This window comes from Streptomyces sp. NPDC002088 (assembly GCF_040296605.1).
Lineage (GTDB): Bacteria > Actinomycetota > Actinomycetes > Streptomycetales > Streptomycetaceae > Streptomyces.
Window position 1 is genome coordinate 99,594 of sequence record NZ_JBEOXO010000025.1, and the last position, 16,839, is coordinate 116,432.

Consider the following 16,839-nt stretch of genomic DNA (forward strand, 5'->3'; position numbering starts at 1 on the left):
TCCCCCCGGCTCAAGGAACCGGGGGGACTTCTCGGTTTCGGGTTCGGTTTCGGGTTCGGAGTTGGCGTTGCTCAGCCGGTGAAGCCGGCCGTGATGGACGTGAACTGCCAGTTGGTCTGGCTGATGCCGGAGCAGTTGCTGACCACGCCTCCGCCCGCGCACGGCCGGTCGCGGTTGACCGACCAGTAGGCGAGTCGGGCGATGTGGTGGGAGTTGGCCCAGTCGCGGATCTGGGTCCAGATCGCCGGGGTGGTGTTCTCCTGCTGGTCGGACAGGCCGTTCATGCCGGAGATGCCGATGTGGGCGTAGGCCGTGGCGTCGTCCCACCCGAAGGTGGACTTCAGCTTGGTCTTCAACCCCTCAGTGGCGTTGACGGTGTTCCCGTACATGTCGGAGCCGCCGCCGAAGTCGAACGGCATGATCGTGAAGACGTCGATGTCGGCGTTCAGCGACTGGGCCTGTTCGATGAGGCGGTTGCCGTAGTAGGTCGGGCCGGTGGTCGAGGTGCCGAAGGTGACGATCGTCTTCAGGCCGGGGTTGTTCGCCTTGACGGTCTTCAGCGCGGTGAGGATCTTCGCCTGCACGGCCTCGTTCTCGAACTCGTCCGAGTTCTCGATGTCCATGTCGATCGCCTTGAGGGAGTAGGCGTCGATCACCTTCTGCAGGGCCGCCGCGAGCGCGCTCGCGGAGGAGCAGTTGGCGCCGAGCTTGCTGCCCTGCCAGCCGCCGAACGAGGGGACGATGTCACCGCCGGCGGAGCGGATCTGGTTGATGACGGTCTGGTCGGTGCCGCCGGTCAGCGGCCGGCTGCTGTCCCAGGCGGGGTTGCAGCCGCCGGAGTCCAGCATGAACGCCATCGTGTACCACTTGATCCCGGTCGCGCTCATCACCGAGGTCGCGCTCGGCGGGTCGCCCCAGCCGAGGTAGAGGTAGGGCGCGGCCTGTTTGAAGCCGGTGCCGCCGCTGCTGCCCGCGTCGGTGGTGACAGTCACGGAGTTGGAGGCCGCGGAGGTGTTCCCGGCCGCGTCCCGTGCCTTGACGGTGAAGGTGTACGAGGTGCTGGAGGAGAGTCCGCTGACCGTGGCGGTCGTCCCGGAGACGCTCAGCACCTGACTGGAGCCGCTGTACACGTCGTACGCCGTGACACCGGTGTTGTCGGTCGAGGCGCCCCAGGACAGGGACACGCTGGAGGAGGTCTTGCCGGTGGACGTCAGGCTGGTCGGGGCGGTCGGTGCCTGGGTGTCGCCGCTGCCACCGCCGCCCGGTCCGTCCAGGCTGATGTCGTCGGCGTAGTAGGTGCCCTGCGCGTACCAGCCGTGTACGTAGATCGTCGCGCTCGTCTGGGCGGCGCCGGTCGTGAAGGACACGGACAGCTGGCTGTACGCCGATGGCGACGTCGTCCAGGTGGAGGCGCCGCCGTCCACGCCGAGGTAGACGTAGCTGCCGCGCACCCAGCCGCTCAGCGTGTACGCCGTGTTCGGCTGGACGGAGACGGTCTGGCTGCACTGGGCGTTGTCGCTCGAACTCACCGCACCCGCAAGGGCCTTGGAGCCGCCGTGCACGGGGGAGGAGACGATCGAGCCGAGGTTGCCGGTGCAGGACCAGGGGGAGAGGGCGCCCGACTCGAAGCCGGGGTTGGTCAGGATGTTGGCCGCCTGTGCGGTGCCCGGGAGGGCGATGGCTCCGGTGACGGCGAGCGCCACGGAGCCGAGCAGGGCGAGAAGGCGACGTCTGGAACGTACGAGAAGTGTGGTGCGCACGTGATCTCCCTGGAGGAATGGGGGTGTTCGGGAGTGCACAGATGTGCGGAGGGAGTGCAGAGAGGTGCGCAACCAAGTTGGTATGGACCAATCATGGTGTCAAGATGCTGAGCCATGATTGGTCCAGACCGGTATGAAGATGTGGTGGGGGGGAAGGTCTGTGTCTACGCCGGGGCGGTGGCCGCGGCTCCGGCTTCCGAGCTGACGGGCTCGACCCGTCCGACCTGCTCGACCGCCTGGGCCGGGACGGCCGGCAGCAGGGCCTCGGTCTCCTCCAGCCGCTGCTGCGGCAGCGACACCTGCCGCAGCGGGCGTGGGCCCGACACCACCGTGTAGTCCTGGCCGAGGAACGGCGGCACGACCTCGCCCGGGTCCTCGCCGAGCGCCAACTGCACGGCCGCCCAGGGCGCGTTGACGCCGCACAGGGACAGCTGGTGCAGCCCCCCGGCCGGGCGGGTGTTGACGTCCATGAGGACCGGCTGGTCGCCGAACATGCGGAACTGGATGTTGGACAGGTAGTGCAGCCCGAAGCCCTCCGCGATCCGCCGTGCCGGCTCCAGCCACTGCTCGTGGAGGGTGAAGCCCCGGCGGCGGCCGTTCTTGGTGCGGCCCACGGCCAGCCGAACGCGGTTGTCGGTGCCGGTCAGGCAGTCGACGGAGACCTCCGGCTGCTCCAGGCGCGGCATCACCAGCCAGTCGACCGGCTCCTCGGCCCGCCGCAGCGCGTCCTCGACCACGTCGAGCGGCACGTACGGGGTCGGGAACCCGTTGAGGTGAACGAGCGAGAAGGGGGCGCGTGTGACGATGCGGAAGCCCACGCCGCCCGCCCCGGAGGCCGGCTTGAAGCATGCCTTGTGCCCGGCGGCCTCCAACTCCTCGACGGCGGCCAGGAGTTCGTCCGCCGTACGGACCCGCCACCACGGCGGCACGGGCACGCCGATCGCCTGGACCGCCTCATAGGCGATCACCTTGTCGTGGAAGACGGCCACGGCCTCGGGCGTCGGTGCCAGCAGCGCCGTACCCACCGCCGCGAAGTCGGCGCGGTGCGCCACGATCGCCGACTGGTGCAGCCGGGGTACGAACACGTCGATGCTGCGGCGCTGGCACTGGTCCAGCGCGTACTCGACGTAGGCGGCCGGGGACAGGCCCTCCGGCTCGAGGTCGGCGGTGTCGGCGGCGGCCAGCACGGGGGAGTCCGCGTCGCCGTGCGTGGCATGGATCTCGACGGCGCGGTCGCTGGGATTTCGCCGTAGCTGATCCATGAAGAACACGTTCTCCGCGTACGTGCGGTTGAGCCAGACGCGTACGCGAGAGAGCATGCAGGCCGCCTTTCGGGGCATTTCGGGCAGGGCAGAGCAGCCCGTGCCCGGGCAGGGGGAGTGGAGGGACACCAAGCCGCCCTGTGCGAAGGGATTCGTGGCGGTGGCGTTGGGGCGATCATACGGCTTGCCGGGGCCCCCGCGTGCAACGTGCGTGTTACGGATTTTCCGATCATGCCCAGCCGGAGGACGGGTCCGGTATGCCCCTGTAGTTCCCGGCAGCCGCGGGCCGCTCTTGTCCCCCGGACACGGATGTGATCTCGTGGTGCCGTAGGTGCGGACGTACGTGCCGCCGTACGCGCGGACGTAGGTGTGGGCGACCGGGAGGCGAGAGGTGACGTCGACGGCCGGCGGTGCCGGACAACTGCTGGCCATCAGCGATCTGCACATCGGCTACGCGGAGAACCGCGTGCTCGTCGAGCGGATGCGCCCCGACTCCGAAGACGACTGGCTCCTCGTGGCCGGCGACGTATCGGAGACCGTCTCCGACATCCGCTGGGCCCTGAAGACCCTCGCGAGCCGCTTCCGCAAGGTCGTCTGGGCCCCCGGCAACCACGAACTGTGGACCCACCCGAAGGACCCGGTCACCCTGCGCGGAGTCGCCCGCTACGAGCACCTCGTCGAGGTGTGCCGCGAACTGGGCGTGACCACCCCCGAGGACCCGTACCCCGTCTGGGACGGTCCCGGCGGACCCGTCGCCGTCGCACCCCTGTTCCTGCTGTACGACTACTCCTTCCTGCCGGCCGGCTGCACGACCAAGGAGGACGGGCTGGCGTACGCGCAGGGCACCGGCATCGTCTGCAACGACGAGTACCTGCTGCACCCCGACCCCTACCCGACCCGCGAGGCCTGGTGCCGGGCCCGGGTCGCCGAGACCGAGCGCAGGCTCGCCGCCCTCCCGGACGACCTGCCCACGGTCCTCGTCAACCACTACCCGCTGGACCGCCACCCCACGGACGTCCTGTGGCACCCCGAGTTCGCCATGTGGTGCGGAACCCGGCTGACCGCCGACTGGCACCGCCGCTTCCGCGTCGCGACCATGGTCTACGGCCATCTCCACATCCCGCGGACCACCCGGCACGAGGGCGTCCGCTTCGAGGAGGTGTCCGTGGGATACCCCCGTGAGTGGCGGGGGCGCCCGCAGCCGCCGGGACGGCTGCGCCGCATCCTGCCGGAGGAGGTCGTGGCCCGGTGATCGACGAGCTGCTGCCGCAGTCGGTGGTCGTCGTGGAGGCGCACGGGCACGAAGGGACGGACGGGTCCGAGGAGGCGGCGCTGTACCCCGAGGAGGCGGCCGTCGTGGCGCGGGCCGTCGCCAAACGCCGCCGCGAGTTCGCCGTCGTACGCTCCTGCGCCCGCCGCGCCATGGAGAAGCTCGGCGTGCCGCCGCAGCCCATCCTGCCGGGCGAGCGCGGAGCGCCGCGCTGGCCGGCCGGGCTGACCGGCAGCATGACCCACTGCGACGGCTACTGCGCCGCCGCCCTGGTCCGCGCTGGCGACCTGGCCTCCCTCGGCATCGACGCCGAGCCCCACCAGCCGCTGCCGGACCGCGTCCTGCCCGCGGTGGCGCTGCCCACGGAGGCGGAGCGGCTGCGCCGCCTGACCGCGGACCACCCCGAGATCCACTGGGACCGGCTCCTGTTCAGCGCCAAGGAGTCCGTCTACAAGGCATGGTTCCCCCTCACCGGGCAGTGGCTGGATTTCGCGGAGGCCGACATCGACCTCCGCGTCCACCCCGGCGAGCGGCTGCGCGGCAGTCTGCGCGCCGAACTCCTCGTCCCCGGGCCCGTGCTGGACGGCCACCGGCTGCGGTGCTTCGAGGGCCTGTGGACCGCCCAGCGGGGGCTCGTGGCCACGGCCGTCACCGTGCCGCACGCCTGAGCACCGTCACGGCTGAGGGCACCAGGTGTGCAGCAGGCGGAAGAACTCCTCCTCGTTCCCCGCGAGTCCCGCGTCCGCCAGCGCCCGCTCCGCCTCGGCGAGCACGCCGGGCGGGACGACGGCCGGACGACGGCCGTCCGGCGGACCGGCACCCGCGTCGTCGAAGGCGGCCCGCACGGTGTGCAGCAGCCGCAGATAGGCCTGTACGGCGGTGCGCTCGCGGTCGGTCATTACGGCAGTACGCATCGGTCGGCTCTCCCCGCGTCGGCGTCGTCATCTCCCGCGCCCCGTCGGCGCGTGCGCCCCCGCACGGCGGCGCATCTCCAGCTTGCCGCCCACCACTGACAATCCGGTTTCTCGTCCACTGCCGACTTCGCTGAGCGGGGCGACCCCGCCGCGTCGGTTCGCCCGCTCGGTGGAGGCGAACCTCCCCGCCGGCCGCCCCGGCCACGACCGCGCCACGGAACGCGAACTGCGCGAGGCGAGCGAACGCAGCACGACGTGAGGGGGAAGGGCCTTGGGCCTTGGGCCTCTTGGGCCTCTTGGGTCTTGGGTCTTGAACCTTGGGTCTTTACCGGGTCGACCCCGGATCAGCCCTGAGGCCCCAGATACCCCAGTGACGCCTCGATCCGCCCCGCCAGATGATCCCGCGGCACCGGCCCGCGCAGCGCCGAGCCGGCCAGCCACGTACGGCACTTGCTGGCGAGCAGCAGCCCGAAGGCCTCGGCGTCCCGCTCCTCGGCCTGGTCGAAGCGGGTGCGCGCGGCCACCGTCCGGACGGTCGCCTGGAGGTCGGCCCCGTCGCCGAGCAGCCGCGCCGCGACCACGGCCCCGTCGACGTGGTGGCCGCAGTGCCCGGCCGTCATGTGCCACAGCTCGTGCCCCAGGATCACCAACTGGTGGTCGGGGACGGTGCGTTCCTCGATGACGACGAGGTCCTGGTCGGCCATGTCCACCCACAGCCCGCTCGCCGTCCCGGCCGGGAAGGCGGCCGTACGGAACTGCACGGGGCGGCCGCGGCGCCGGCTCATCGCGTCACACAGTGCCGCGTACAGGTCGGCGGGCGGTACCGGTCCGGAGGGCGACAGCTCCGCGACCAGCTCGCCGCAGAGGCGGCGCATGTCCCTGGCGATGCCCACAGTTCTCCCCCGGATCACGACTCGGGCCGCTTGACGCTCTCCAAGAGCATGTCCAGCCACTCGGCGACCTTGTCGCGGTGCTGGTCGGTGGGCAGCTGGGCGGCCCGCCAGGCGATGCCGCGGACGCCGTGGTCCTGCAACAGCCTCTCCAACGGGTCGTCGGCGGCAGCCGACGCTTCCCGTTCGCGATCGGCCAGCTTCTGCAGGAGGTCCTGCTCGGTGTGCTGAAGGGCGCCCGCGAGAGCCTCGGGGTCCTCGGCCGTGAGGAAGCCGGCGTGCACGCGGAAGAAGCGCTGGAGGGCGTCGCAGTGCTCCATCGTGGGGCGCCGGTCGCCGTTGATGAGGGCGCCCGCCTGCTGCCGCGACATGCCCGCGCCGTCGGCGATCTCCTGCTGGGTGTACTTGCGGCCGTTGGGCTTGAGCCGGGTGTGGCGCAGCAGGTCCAGACGTTGCAGGAAACGCGCCTGCACATCCGGCTCGCCCGCGGGCCGGCCGCTGAGCAGCGCCCTGACGACGGCCTCGGGAACGCCGGAGGCCACCGACAGACGGCCGGTGCGCAAGACCTCCGCGTGCGCCACGCCGAGCCGGTCGGCGAGCGCGGTGACACGGGCGACGACGGCGGACAGCACAGACGTCGCCGCGGCGCCCGGAACCTCGAAGCCATCCGCCACCGACAGATCTCCTACGTCTCTCACAGACCTTCCACGAGCGCTCGCGCTTCTCCCGGCGGTCGCCGTGAACTGCCCGGAGATTAGCCCGTGGTTCGAACTCACATCCAGGTCTCGCCACAACTGTGGCCAATTTCAGCCGTCAACGAACGTGAAATGCCACGATAGTTGACACGCCTCGCGCCTGGGCAGCAGGATCGGGGCGCCGCGTGAAGGCCGCATAGGCAAGAGGGGTGACCTCCCGATGGCATATCAGGCAGGTGGGCAGCGGTCGGCACCGCGGCCCGTCCCCGAGAGTCCCGAGGCCCGGGCGTACCTCCAGGACTACGCCGTGCTCCTGGAGTCGACCCCCTTTCCGTCCCTCGTCGTCGACCACGTCTGGGACGTGGTCCTGACCAACACCGCTTTCGAGTCACTTTTCCGTGACGTGAGCCCGCACCCGACGGCGATGCCCGGCGACAACTTCCTCAGGTTCGTGCTGTTCCACCCGGACGCGGGCACAGTCCTCGGCGACCACGAGTCGAGCTGGTGCCTGCCGATGCTGGCGCACTTCGAGGCCGCCGTGCAGCGGCACGGCCACGACCTCGCACTGCAGGCGATCCGCCGGGACATCGCCCAGGATCCGATCATGGACGCCGCCTACCGGCAGGGCCTGCCCCACTGGATCCGCGCGGTGGGCGAGGGGGCGCTGGAGCACGACGGCGCGGTCCGCCCGCTGCTGCATCCCGACCCGCGCTGGGGTGCCACCGACTGCCGCATCGTCGCCGAGACCCCCAAGAACCTCCACGACATGGGCTACAGCCGCCTGACGATGGTCCTGCGCGAGAGCCGCCGCCCCGCCCCCGCCCCTCGGCGTCCGCGCCGCACCGCGGCCCACCTCATGGTGGTGCCGTCCCCCGAGTCCTGACCGGGCACCGCCGGCGTTCAGGTCGCCGACGGCGCTTCGGTCAGTGAGCTTCCCGCAGGCTTGCGGCTTCTCGCGGGCCTGGAGTCTCCCGCAGGGTCTTTGAACCCAAGCCGATCTGAGACGCCCAGCAAGCTCAGCAAGCTTACGCAAGCGGCTTGCGTGACTTGCGCTATTCTTGCGCGTATGACGCGACGACTTGCTGAGGTGGCGAAGAAGGTCGGGGTCAGCGAGGCCACGGTCAGCCGGGTGCTCAACGGCAAGCCCGGGGTCTCGGCGGCCACCCGGCAGGCGGTGCTGAGCGCCCTGGACGTCCTCGGCTACGAGCGGCCCACGCAACTGCGCGGCGAGCGGGCGCGGCTCGTGGGGCTCGCGCTGCCCGAGCTGCAGAACCCGATCTTCCCGGCGTTCGCCGAGGTGATCGGCGGGGCACTCGCCCAGCTCGGACTGACCCCGGTGCTGTGCACCCAGACCAAGGGCGGTGTCTCGGAAGCCGACTATGTGGAGCTGCTGCTGCAACAGCAGGTCTCCGGGGTCGTCTTCGCCGGAGGCCTCTACGCCCAGGCCGACGCGCCGCACGACCACTACCGCACGCTCGCCGAGCGCAACATCCCGGTGGTGCTGGTCAACGCGTCCATCGACGACCTGGGCTTCCCGGGCGTCTCCTGCGACGACGCCGTCGCGGTGGAGCAGGCCTGGCGGCACCTCGCCTCGCTCGGCCACGAGCGGATCGGGCTGGTGCTCGGGCCTGCCGACCATGTGCCGTCGGCCCGCAAGCTGACCGCGGCGCGGGCTCTGGCGGACGTCCCGGACGAACATGTCGCCCGGGCCATGTTCTCGATCGAGGGCGGGCACGCGGCCGCGTCCCGGCTCATCGACCGGGGCGTCACCGGCATCATCTGCGCAAGCGACCCGCTGGCCCTGGGTGCGATCAGGGCCGCCCGCCGCAAGGGGCTCGACGTCCCCGCGCAGGTGTCGGTCGTCGGCTACGACGACTCAGCGTTCATGAACTGCACCGAGCCTCCGCTGACGACCGTCCGCCAGCCCATCGAGGCCATGGGCAGAGCGGCCGTGGAGCTCCTGAACGCGCAGATCAACGGCGCTGCCGTAGCACCGGAGGAGCTGCTGTTCGAGCCCGAGCTGGTGGTACGCGGGTCGACCGCGCAAGCACCCCGTCGCTGAGATCCACTCTACTGTCGAACAATTACAGATTCTGCACGACATCTTGCGGACCGATCGTGCCGGTGCTTGAGTGTGCGGCGCCCACCGCTCCTGCCCAGAGGGGTCCACACCGATGAGAAGCACCGGGTTCCGCCGTACCCTCGCCGCGATCGGCGCCTGTTCGCTCGCGTTTGCCGCCTCGGCCTGCGGATCGGGCGACGACGACACGGCGAGTGGCAAGACACGCATCACGGTCAACTGCATGCCGCCCAAGAGCGCCAAGGTCGACCGGCAGTTCTTCGAGCAGGACATCGCCTCCTTCGAGAAGCAGAACCCGGACATCGACGTCGTCGCGCACGACGCGTTCCCCTGCCAGGACCCGAAGACGTTCGACGCCAAGCTCGCCGGCGGGCAGATGGAGGACGTCTTCTACACCTACTTCACCGACGCCAAGCACGTCGTCGACATCAACCAGGCAGCCGATCTCACTCCGTACCTCAAGGAGTTGAAGAGCTACGGCACCATCCAGAAGCAGCTGCGCGACATCTATACCGTCGACGGGAAGGTATACGGTATACCGCGTACTGGATACTCCATGGGGCTCATCTACAACCGCAAGCTCTTCGAGAAGGCCGGCCTCGACCCCGACCAGCCGCCCGCCACCTGGGAGGAACTGCGCGCCGACGCCAAGAAGATCGCCGCGCTCGGCGGCGGCACCGTCGGCTATGCCGACTACAGCGCCCAGAATCAAGGGGGTTGGCACTTCACCGCCGAGCTGTACTCCCAGGGCGGCGACGTCGTCGGCGCCGACGGCAAGAAGGCCACCATCGACACCCCCGAGGGCTACGCCGTCCTGCAGAACCTGCACGACATGCGCTGGACCGACAACTCGATGGGCAGCAAGCAGCTCCTCGTCATCAACGACGTCCAGCAGATGATGGGTTCGGGCAAGCTGGGCATGTACCTCTCCGCCCCGGACAACATCCCGATCCTGGTCAAGGAGAAGGGCGGCAACTACAAGGACCTGGCCCTCGCCCCCATGCCCGGCGGCAAGGGCACCCTCATCGGCGGCGACGGCTACATGTTCAACAAGAAGGCGAGCCCCGCCCAGATCCGGGCCGGCCTCAAGTGGCTCGACGCCATGTTCCTCACCCCTGGCGACGGTTTCCTCGGCGACTACGCCCGCGCCAACAAGGCGGACGCTCCGGTCGGACTGCCCGAGCCGCGCCTGTTCACCGGCGCCGCCGACGAGAAGGACCAGCAGGTCAAGAAGGCCAACGCCAATGTGCCGGTGGAGAACTACCAGGCCTTCCTCGACGGCAACCAACAGCTCCAGATGAAGATCGAGCCGCCGAACGCCCAGCAGATCTACTCCGTCCTCGACGGTGCCGTCTCCGCCGTCCTCACCAAGAAGGACGCGGACATCGACCAGCTCCTCAAGGATGCCTCTGGCAAGATCGACAGCATCCTGGCCCGGAGCTGACCCCCATGAGGACGGTGAAAAGCCCGCCCCACGAAGCCTTCGCAGTACATCCGGTGCCGGCGCCGCCTCCGGCAGGGGACCGGAGGCGGCGCCGCCTCGCCGACCAGGTGCGCGCCTACGGCTTTCTCGTCGGCGGCCTGATCTGCTTCGCCCTCTTCTCCTGGTACCCGGCGATCCGCGCCGTCGTGATCGCCTTCCAGAAGTACACGCCGGGCACCGAGCCCGAATGGGTCGGCACCGCCAACTTCACCCGCGTCTGGCACGACCCGGAGTTCACCGCCGCCTGGCGCAACACCCTCACCTTCACCCTGCTCGCCCTGCTGATCGGCTTCGCGATCCCCTTCGTGATGGCCCTCGTCCTCAACGAACTCCGGCACGCCAAGGCCTTCTTCAGGGTCGTCGTCTACCTCCCGGTGATGATCCCGCCGGTGGTCAGTGCCCTGCTGTGGAAGTGGTTCTACGACCCCGGAGCCGGCCTCGCCAACGAGGCGCTGCGCTTTCTGCACCTGCCCACCTCGAACTGGTCCAACGGCGCCGACACCGCCCTGATCTCCCTGGTGATCGTGGCCACGTGGGCCAACATGGGCGGCACCGTCCTGATCTACCTCGCCGCCCTCCAGTCCATCCCGGGCGAGCTGTACGAGGCGGCCGAACTGGACGGCACGAACCTCCTTCAGCGCATCCGACACGTGACGATCCCTCAAACTCGGTTCGTCATCCTCATGCTGATGCTCCTTCAGATCATCGCGACGATGCAGGTCTTCACCGAGCCGTTCGTCATCACCGGCGGCGGCCCGGAGAACGCCACGGTCACCGTCCTCTACCTGATCTACAAGTACGCCTTCCTCTACAACGACCTCGGCGGCGCGTGCGCGCTCAGCGTCATGCTGCTCGTGCTGCTGGGCGCCTTCTCCGCCGTGTACCTGCGTCTGACCCGCTCCGGAGAGGAGGACTTCGCGTGAGCACCCGCACCCTGCTCTCCCCGGCGGTACTCGCCCGCCCACGCGGCAGAGCCGTCTACTGGACGGTCTTCACCACCGTGGTCGTCCTCTTCGCGCTCGCCTTCCTCTTCCCGGTCTACTGGATGGTGACCGGCGCGATGAAGTCGCCGGACGAGGTGACACGGACCCCGCCGACCCTGCTCCCCGAGCGCTGGCACCTCAGCGGCTACACCGACGCCTGGGACCTCATGCAGCTCCCGCAGCACCTGTGGAACACGGTGGTGCAGGCGGCCGGTGCCTGGGCGTTCCAGCTGGTGCTCTGCACGGCCGCCGCCTACGCGCTGTCCCGGCTGAAACCGGTCTTCGGCAAGGTGATCCTCGGCGGCATCCTCGCCACGCTGATGGTCCCGGCCCAGGCGCTGGTCGTGCCCAAGTACCTGACCGTGGCGGACCTGGGGCTCCTCAACGACCCTCTCGCGATCTGGCTGCCGGCCGTCGCCAACGCCTTCAACCTCTACCTGCTCAAGCGGTTCTTCGACCAGATCCCGCGGGACGTCCTGGAGGCCGCCGAGATCGACGGCGCCGGGAAGCTGCGGATCCTGTGGTCGATCGTGCTGCCCATGTCGAGGCCGGTGCTGGGCGTGGTCTCGATCTTCGCCCTGGTCGCCGTGTGGCAGGACTTCCTCTGGCCGCTGATGGTCTTCTCCGACACCGACAAACAGCCCATCAGCGTGGCACTGGTCCAGCTGTCGCAGAACATCCAGCTCACCGTGCTCATCGCCGCGATGGTGATCGCCAGCATCCCGATGGTCGCGCTGTTCCTCGTCTTCCAGCGGCACATCATCGCCGGGATCAGCGCGGGCAGCACCAAGGGCTGACACCGAAGCCCGTCTACAGAAAGGGAAGCTCAGTGGGACAGCCCACCCATGCCCAAAAGGAGTGGTGGCGCTCCGCCGTCATCTACCAGGTGTACGTCCGCAGCTTCGCGGACGGCGACGGCGACGGCACCGGCGATCTCGCGGGCGTCCGGTCGAAGCTGCCGTATCTCGCCGAACTCGGCGTGGACGCCCTGTGGTTCAACCCCTGGTACCAGTCACCGATGAAGGACGGCGGCTACGACGTCGCCGACTACCGCGCCATCGACCCGGCCTTCGGTACCCTCGCGGAGGCGGAGAAGCTCATCGCGGAGGCCCGCGAACTCGGCATCCGCACGATCGTCGACATCGTGCCCAACCATGTCTCCGATCAACACCACTGGTTCCAGGCCGCGTTGGCGGCAAGCCCGGGCAGTGCGGAGCGGGAGCTGTTCCACTTCCGGCGCGGACGCGGACCGGACGGTGAACTCCCGCCCAACGACTGGCCGTCCCAGTTCGTCGGCTCCACCGAGCCCGTGTGGACCCGGTTGCCCGACGGCGACTGGTACCTCCACCTGTTCACGCCCGAGCAGCCCGACCTCAACTGGGCCCACCCGGCCGTGCGTCAGGAGCACGAGGACATCCTGCGCTTCTGGTTCGAGCGCGGTGTCGCGGGCGTGCGCATCGACTCGGCCGCCCTGCTCGCCAAGGACCCGCAACTGCCCGACTTCACCGAGGGCCGGGACCCCAACCCCTTCGTCGACCGCGATGAACTCCACGACATCTACCGCTCCTGGCGGGCGGTCGCCGACGACTACGACGGTGTGTTCGTCGGCGAGGTCTGGCTGCCGGACACCGAGCGCTTCGCCCGCTACCTGCGCCCCGACGAACTGCACACCGCCTTCAACTTCTCCTTTTTGTCCTGCCCTTGGGACCCGGACCGGCTCCGCACGTCCATCGAGACGACCCTCGCCGAGCACGCCCCGGTCGGCGCCCCCGCCACCTGGGTGCTGTGCAACCACGATGTCACCCGCACTGTCACCCGCTACGGTCGCGAGGACACCGGCTTCGACTTCGCCACCAAGGCCTTCGGCACCCCGACCGACCTCGCCCTCGGTACCCGGCGGGCCCGCGCCGCTGCCCTGCTGTCGCTCGCGCTGCCCGGCGCCGTATACGTCTACCAGGGCGAGGAACTGGGCCTGCCCGAGGTCGACGTTCCGCGCGACCGCATCGAGGACCCGATGTACTTCCGCTCCGGCGGCACCGACCCTGGCCGCGACGGCTGCCGGGTCCCGCTGCCCTGGGTCGCCGGGGCGCCGTACGCGGGTTTCGGTTCGCAGCAGGAGCCGTGGCTGCCGCAGCCCGCCGAGTGGTCCGCCTACGCGGCCGACCTCCAGGCCGCCGACTCCGGCTCGATGCTCGCCCTGTACCGCACGGCGATCGGCCTGCGCTCCGCCTTCGGCGACGGCCCGCTGACCTGGCTGCCTGCTCCCGAAGGCGTCCTCGTCCTCGCCCGCGCAGGCGTCCTGTGCGCGGTGAACCTCGCCGAGACCCCGGCCGAGCTGCCCGCGCACACCCAACTCCTTCTTTCCAGCGGCCCATTGGACACCCACGGTCGTTTGCCGAAGGACACCGCGGTCTGGCTGCGCACCTGAGCCCGTACCGCATCCGACCCCGCTATCCCCGCACCCCCACCACGAAGGGATCAGCACATGTACGGATCTGTCAGGAGCATGTCAGAACTGCTGGTGGTGGCCCTCTCCGCCGGCCTTCTCACCGCGACCACCCCCACCGCCCACGCGACCACCCCCACCGCCCACGCGACCACCCCCGCCGCCCACGCGGCCGCCGGCGCCGGCCTCCCCTTCACCTCGGTGGAGGCCGAGTCCGCGACCACCACCGGCAGCAGGATCGGCCCCGACTACACGCAGGGCACCCTCGCCTCCGAGGCGTCCGGGCGCCAGGCCGTACGGATCGCCTCCGGCCAGCGCGTGGAGTTCACCGTGCCGAGCGCGGCCAACGCGGTGAACGTCGCCTACAGCGTCTTGGACGGCCAGTCCGGCACGCTCGACGTGTACGTCAACGGCACCAAGCTGGCGAAGACGCTCACGGTCACCTCCAAGTACTCCTACATCGACACCGGTTGGATCCCCGGCGCCAAGACCCACCACTTCTTCGACAACGCCCGGCTGCTGCTCGGGCAGAACGTGCAGGCGGGCGACAAGGTCGCGTTCCAGTCGACGGGCATCCAGGTCACCGTGGACGTCGCCGACTTCGAGCAGGTCGCGGCAGCCGCCGCACAGCCCGCCGGATCGATCTCGGTCACCTCCAAGGGCGCCGACCCCAGCGGAAACGGCGACTCCACCCAGGCCTTCCGGGACGCCATCGCCGCCGCCCAAGGGGGAGCGGTCTGGATCCCGCCGGGCGACTACCGCCTCACGTCCTCCCTCAGCGGCGTCCAGAACGTCACCCTCCAGGGCGCCGGCAGTTGGTACTCCGTCGTGCACACGTCCCGCTTCATCGACCAGGCCGGCTCTTCCGGTGGCGTCCACATCCGGGACTTCGCGGTGTTCGGCGAGGTCACCGAACGCGTCGACTCCAGCCCCGACAACTTCGTCAACGGCTCGCTGGGCCCGAACTCGAGCGTCTCCGGCATGTGGCTCCAGCACCTCAAGGTCGGCCTCTGGCTGACGGGTGACAACGACAATCTGGTCGTCGAGAACAACCGCATCCTCGACACCACCGCCGACGGCCTCAACCTCAACGGCAACGCGCGCGGCGTCCGCGTCCGCAACAACTTCCTGCGCAACCAGGGCGACGACTCGCTCGCCATGTGGTCGCTGTACGCGCCGGACACCGACAGCAGCTTCGAGAACAACACCATCTCGCAACCGAACCTGGCCAACGGCATCGCCATCTACGGCGGCACGGACATCGCCGTCAGGAACAACCTGATCTCCGACACCAACGCCCTCGGCAGCGGCATCGCGATCTCCAACCAGAAGTTCCTCGACCCCTTCTCCCCGCTGGCCGGCACGATCACCGTCGCGGGCAACACACTCGTCCGCGCCGGCGCCATGAACCCCAACTGGAACCACCCCATGGGCGCGCTGCGCGTCGACTCCTACGACAGCGCGATCAACGCCACCGTCAACATCACCGACACGATCATCACCGACAGCCCCTACAGCGCCTTCGAGTTCGTCTCCGGCGGCGGGCACGGCTACCCGACAGGCAACGTCACCGTCACCGGAGCGACCGTCCGTAACACCGGCACGGTCGTCGTCCAGGCCGAGACGCAGGGCGCGGCCACCTTCCGCGACGTCACCGGCACCTCCGTCGGCGCCGCCGGCGTCTACAACTGCCCCTACCCGACCGGCTCGGGCAGCTTCACCCTCACCGACGGCGGCGGCAACTCCGGCTGGAGCAGCACCTGGTCGGACTGCTCGACCTGGCCGCAGCCCGGCCAGGGCAACCCCGACCCGGACCCGACCCGTAACCTCGCCAAGGGCCACCCCGCCACCGCCACCGGCTCGCAGGACGTCTACACCCCCGGCAACGCGGTGGACGGCGACGCGAACAGCTACTGGGAGTCCGCCAACAACGTCTTCCCGCAGTCCTGGACGGTCGACCTGGGCTCGACGCAGGCCGTCCGTCGGCTGGTGCTCAAGCTACCGCCCTCCGCGGCCTGGGGCGCCCGCACCCAGACCCTGTCCGTGCTGGGCAGCACCGACGGTTCGACGTACTCCACGGTCGTCGCCTCGCAGGGCTACCGCTTCGACCCGGCGACCGGCAACACCGTGACCGTCACCTTGCCTGCCGGCACCAGCCTGCGCCATGTGAGGCTGAGTGTGACCGCCAACACCGGCTGGCCGGCGGGCCAGTTCAGTGAGGTGGAGGCGTATCTGTCTTGACCATGTCCGGCCCGGCCGCGTCCTGAGGGGCTCCGCGCTTCGCCGCCTGGATCTGTGCGTAGACATGGGTGCGCAGTTCGGCGAAGCGCGGGGCCACCCGGGTGTGCAACTGGTCGCGCTCGTCCGGGAGGTCGACCTTCAGCTGTTCCTGGACGACAGTCGGGGAGGCGGACAGGACGACGACCCGCTCGCCGAGGTAGACGGCCTCGTCGATGTCGTGCGTGACGAACAGGATCGTGATCCCGCGCTCCCGCCACAGCCCCCGTACGAGATCCTCCAGGTCGGCGCGGGTCTGCGCGTCCACCGCCGCGAACGGCTCGTCCATCAGCAGCACATCCGGTTCGTACGCCAGCGCCCGCGCGATCGCGACCCGCTGCTGCATGCCGCCGGACAGTTGCCACGGATACGCCCCGGCGGCATCCGCGAGCCCCACCGACCGCAGTGCGTCGGCGACCAGCTCTTTGCGCCGCGTCTTACTCAAGTCCTTCTGTTTCAGGGGGAGTTCGACGTTCTCGCCGACCCGCATCCACGGGAAAAGGCTGCGCCCGTACTCCTGGAAGACGAACGCCATCCCGGGCGGCGGCCCGGTCACCTTCCGCCCCGCCAGGAGCACTTCGCCGGAGGTGGGCGCCAGGAGCCCGCCGATGCACTTCAGCAGGGTCGTCTTGCCGCAGCCCGACGGGCCCACGAGGCAGACGAGTTCGCCGGCCTCGACGGTGAAGGTCAGGTCGCGCACCGCCTCGACCCGGCGCCCGGACCCCTCGTAGACCTTCTTCAAGCCGCGTACGTCGAGCATGGACCGACCTTTCACGGAG

The 16,839-nt window shown here is 69.8% G+C and carries 16 protein-coding genes; 10 read left to right on the forward strand and 6 right to left on the reverse strand.

Annotation, left to right across the window (positions count from 1 at the left end; all coding sequences use genetic code 11):
- Positions 1-71: 71 nt before the first annotated feature.
- Positions 72-1,760: a carbohydrate binding domain-containing protein gene (locus ABT114_RS38685; RefSeq protein WP_351148435.1), complete on the reverse strand. Its 1,689-nt coding sequence runs from the start codon at positions 1,758-1,760 to the stop codon at positions 72-74.
- 164 nt (positions 1,761-1,924) lie between these two features.
- A complete protein-coding gene (locus ABT114_RS38690; protein WP_351148438.1) occupies positions 1,925-3,079 on the reverse strand; it encodes an ATP-grasp domain-containing protein in 1,155 nt (384 codons plus the stop codon).
- Between the two features lie 334 nt (positions 3,080-3,413).
- Between ABT114_RS38690 and ABT114_RS38695 the strand changes: the two genes are divergently transcribed.
- Positions 3,414-4,274, forward strand: coding sequence for a metallophosphoesterase family protein (locus ABT114_RS38695; protein WP_351148441.1), 861 nt, complete (start codon positions 3,414-3,416; stop codon positions 4,272-4,274).
- Entirely contained in the window at positions 4,271-4,960 is a 690-nt protein-coding gene (locus ABT114_RS38700) for a 4'-phosphopantetheinyl transferase family protein (RefSeq protein WP_351148444.1), read from the forward strand. Before ABT114_RS38695 ends, ABT114_RS38700 begins: the two co-directional genes overlap by 4 nt.
- A gap of 6 nt (positions 4,961-4,966) precedes the next feature.
- On the opposite strand, the gene ABT114_RS38705 is transcribed toward ABT114_RS38700, so the two are convergent.
- Positions 4,967-5,206, reverse strand: coding sequence for a hypothetical protein (locus tag ABT114_RS38705; RefSeq protein WP_351148447.1), 240 nt, complete (start codon positions 5,204-5,206; stop codon positions 4,967-4,969).
- A gap of 82 nt (positions 5,207-5,288) precedes the next feature.
- Between ABT114_RS38705 and ABT114_RS38710 the strand changes: the two genes are divergently transcribed.
- Positions 5,289-5,465, forward strand: a complete 177-nt coding sequence (locus ABT114_RS38710) for a hypothetical protein (protein ID WP_351148450.1) — start codon at positions 5,289-5,291, stop codon at positions 5,463-5,465.
- Positions 5,466-5,550: 85 nt separating this feature from the next.
- Here the strand turns inward: ABT114_RS38710 and ABT114_RS38715 are convergent, their stop codons facing one another.
- Both ABT114_RS38715 and ABT114_RS38720 read right to left on the reverse strand, forming a co-directional pair.
- Positions 5,551-6,081: a toxin-antitoxin system, toxin component gene (locus tag ABT114_RS38715; RefSeq protein WP_351148588.1), complete on the reverse strand. Its 531-nt coding sequence runs from the start codon at positions 6,079-6,081 to the stop codon at positions 5,551-5,553.
- Positions 6,082-6,113: 32 nt separating this feature from the next.
- On the reverse strand, positions 6,114-6,770 hold the full coding sequence (locus ABT114_RS38720) for a helix-turn-helix domain-containing protein (RefSeq protein WP_351148453.1): 657 nt from the start codon (positions 6,768-6,770) through the stop codon (positions 6,114-6,116).
- A gap of 241 nt (positions 6,771-7,011) precedes the next feature.
- Between ABT114_RS38720 and ABT114_RS38725 the strand changes: the two genes are divergently transcribed.
- From ABT114_RS38725 to ABT114_RS38755, 7 genes are all read left to right on the forward strand, one after another.
- Positions 7,012-7,674 (forward strand): MmyB family transcriptional regulator, encoded by a 663-nt coding sequence (locus tag ABT114_RS38725; protein WP_351148456.1) that lies wholly within the window; start codon positions 7,012-7,014, stop codon positions 7,672-7,674.
- A 183-nt stretch (positions 7,675-7,857) separates the two neighbouring features.
- Positions 7,858-8,853 (forward strand): LacI family DNA-binding transcriptional regulator, encoded by a 996-nt coding sequence (locus tag ABT114_RS38730; protein ID WP_351148459.1) that lies wholly within the window; start codon positions 7,858-7,860, stop codon positions 8,851-8,853.
- A 112-nt stretch (positions 8,854-8,965) separates the two neighbouring features.
- On the forward strand, positions 8,966-10,315 hold the full coding sequence (locus ABT114_RS38735; protein WP_351148462.1) for an ABC transporter substrate-binding protein: 1,350 nt from the start codon (positions 8,966-8,968) through the stop codon (positions 10,313-10,315).
- A gap of 5 nt (positions 10,316-10,320) precedes the next feature.
- A complete protein-coding gene (locus ABT114_RS38740) occupies positions 10,321-11,277 on the forward strand; it encodes a carbohydrate ABC transporter permease (RefSeq protein WP_351148465.1) in 957 nt (318 codons plus the stop codon).
- Positions 11,274-12,134 carry a carbohydrate ABC transporter permease gene (locus ABT114_RS38745; protein ID WP_351148469.1) on the forward strand — a complete coding sequence of 287 codons (861 nt, stop codon included), beginning with the start codon at positions 11,274-11,276 and terminating at the stop codon, positions 12,132-12,134. The genes ABT114_RS38740 and ABT114_RS38745 overlap by 4 nt, the downstream gene beginning before the upstream one ends.
- Before the next feature lie 32 nt (positions 12,135-12,166).
- Positions 12,167-13,765 carry a glycoside hydrolase family 13 protein gene (locus ABT114_RS38750; protein ID WP_351148472.1) on the forward strand — a complete coding sequence of 533 codons (1,599 nt, stop codon included), beginning with the start codon at positions 12,167-12,169 and terminating at the stop codon, positions 13,763-13,765.
- A gap of 78 nt (positions 13,766-13,843) precedes the next feature.
- Entirely contained in the window at positions 13,844-16,024 is a 2,181-nt protein-coding gene (locus tag ABT114_RS38755; protein WP_351148474.1) for a discoidin domain-containing protein, read from the forward strand.
- Here the strand turns inward: ABT114_RS38755 and ABT114_RS38760 are convergent.
- A complete protein-coding gene (locus tag ABT114_RS38760) occupies positions 15,996-16,820 on the reverse strand; it encodes an ABC transporter ATP-binding protein (protein ID WP_351148476.1) in 825 nt (274 codons plus the stop codon). The two genes, ABT114_RS38755 and ABT114_RS38760, sit on opposite strands and share 29 nt — an antisense overlap.
- Between the last annotated feature and the right edge of the window lie 19 nt (positions 16,821-16,839).

Bases quoted from the DNA above. Each gene is read 5' to 3' on its own strand.
- ABT114_RS38690 (WP_351148438.1), bottom strand. From the start codon at position 3,079: ATGCTCTCTCGCGTACGCGTCTGGCTCAACCGCACGTACGCGGAGAAC.
- ABT114_RS38705 (WP_351148447.1), bottom strand. From the start codon at position 5,206: ATGCGTACTGCCGTAATGACCGACCGCGAGCGCACCGCCGTACAGGCC.
- ABT114_RS38715 (WP_351148588.1), bottom strand. From the start codon at position 6,081: ATGCGCCGCCTCTGCGGCGAGCTGGTCGCGGAGCTGTCGCCCTCCGGA.
- ABT114_RS38725 (WP_351148456.1), top strand. From the start codon at position 7,012: ATGGCATATCAGGCAGGTGGGCAGCGGTCGGCACCGCGGCCCGTCCCC.
- ABT114_RS38730 (WP_351148459.1), top strand. From the start codon at position 7,858: ATGACGCGACGACTTGCTGAGGTGGCGAAGAAGGTCGGGGTCAGCGAG.
- ABT114_RS38735 (WP_351148462.1), top strand. From the start codon at position 8,966: ATGAGAAGCACCGGGTTCCGCCGTACCCTCGCCGCGATCGGCGCCTGT.
- ABT114_RS38740 (WP_351148465.1), top strand. From the start codon at position 10,321: ATGAGGACGGTGAAAAGCCCGCCCCACGAAGCCTTCGCAGTACATCCG.
- ABT114_RS38755 (WP_351148474.1), top strand. From the start codon at position 13,844: ATGTCAGAACTGCTGGTGGTGGCCCTCTCCGCCGGCCTTCTCACCGCG.
- ABT114_RS38760 (WP_351148476.1), bottom strand. From the start codon at position 16,820: ATGCTCGACGTACGCGGCTTGAAGAAGGTCTACGAGGGGTCCGGGCGC.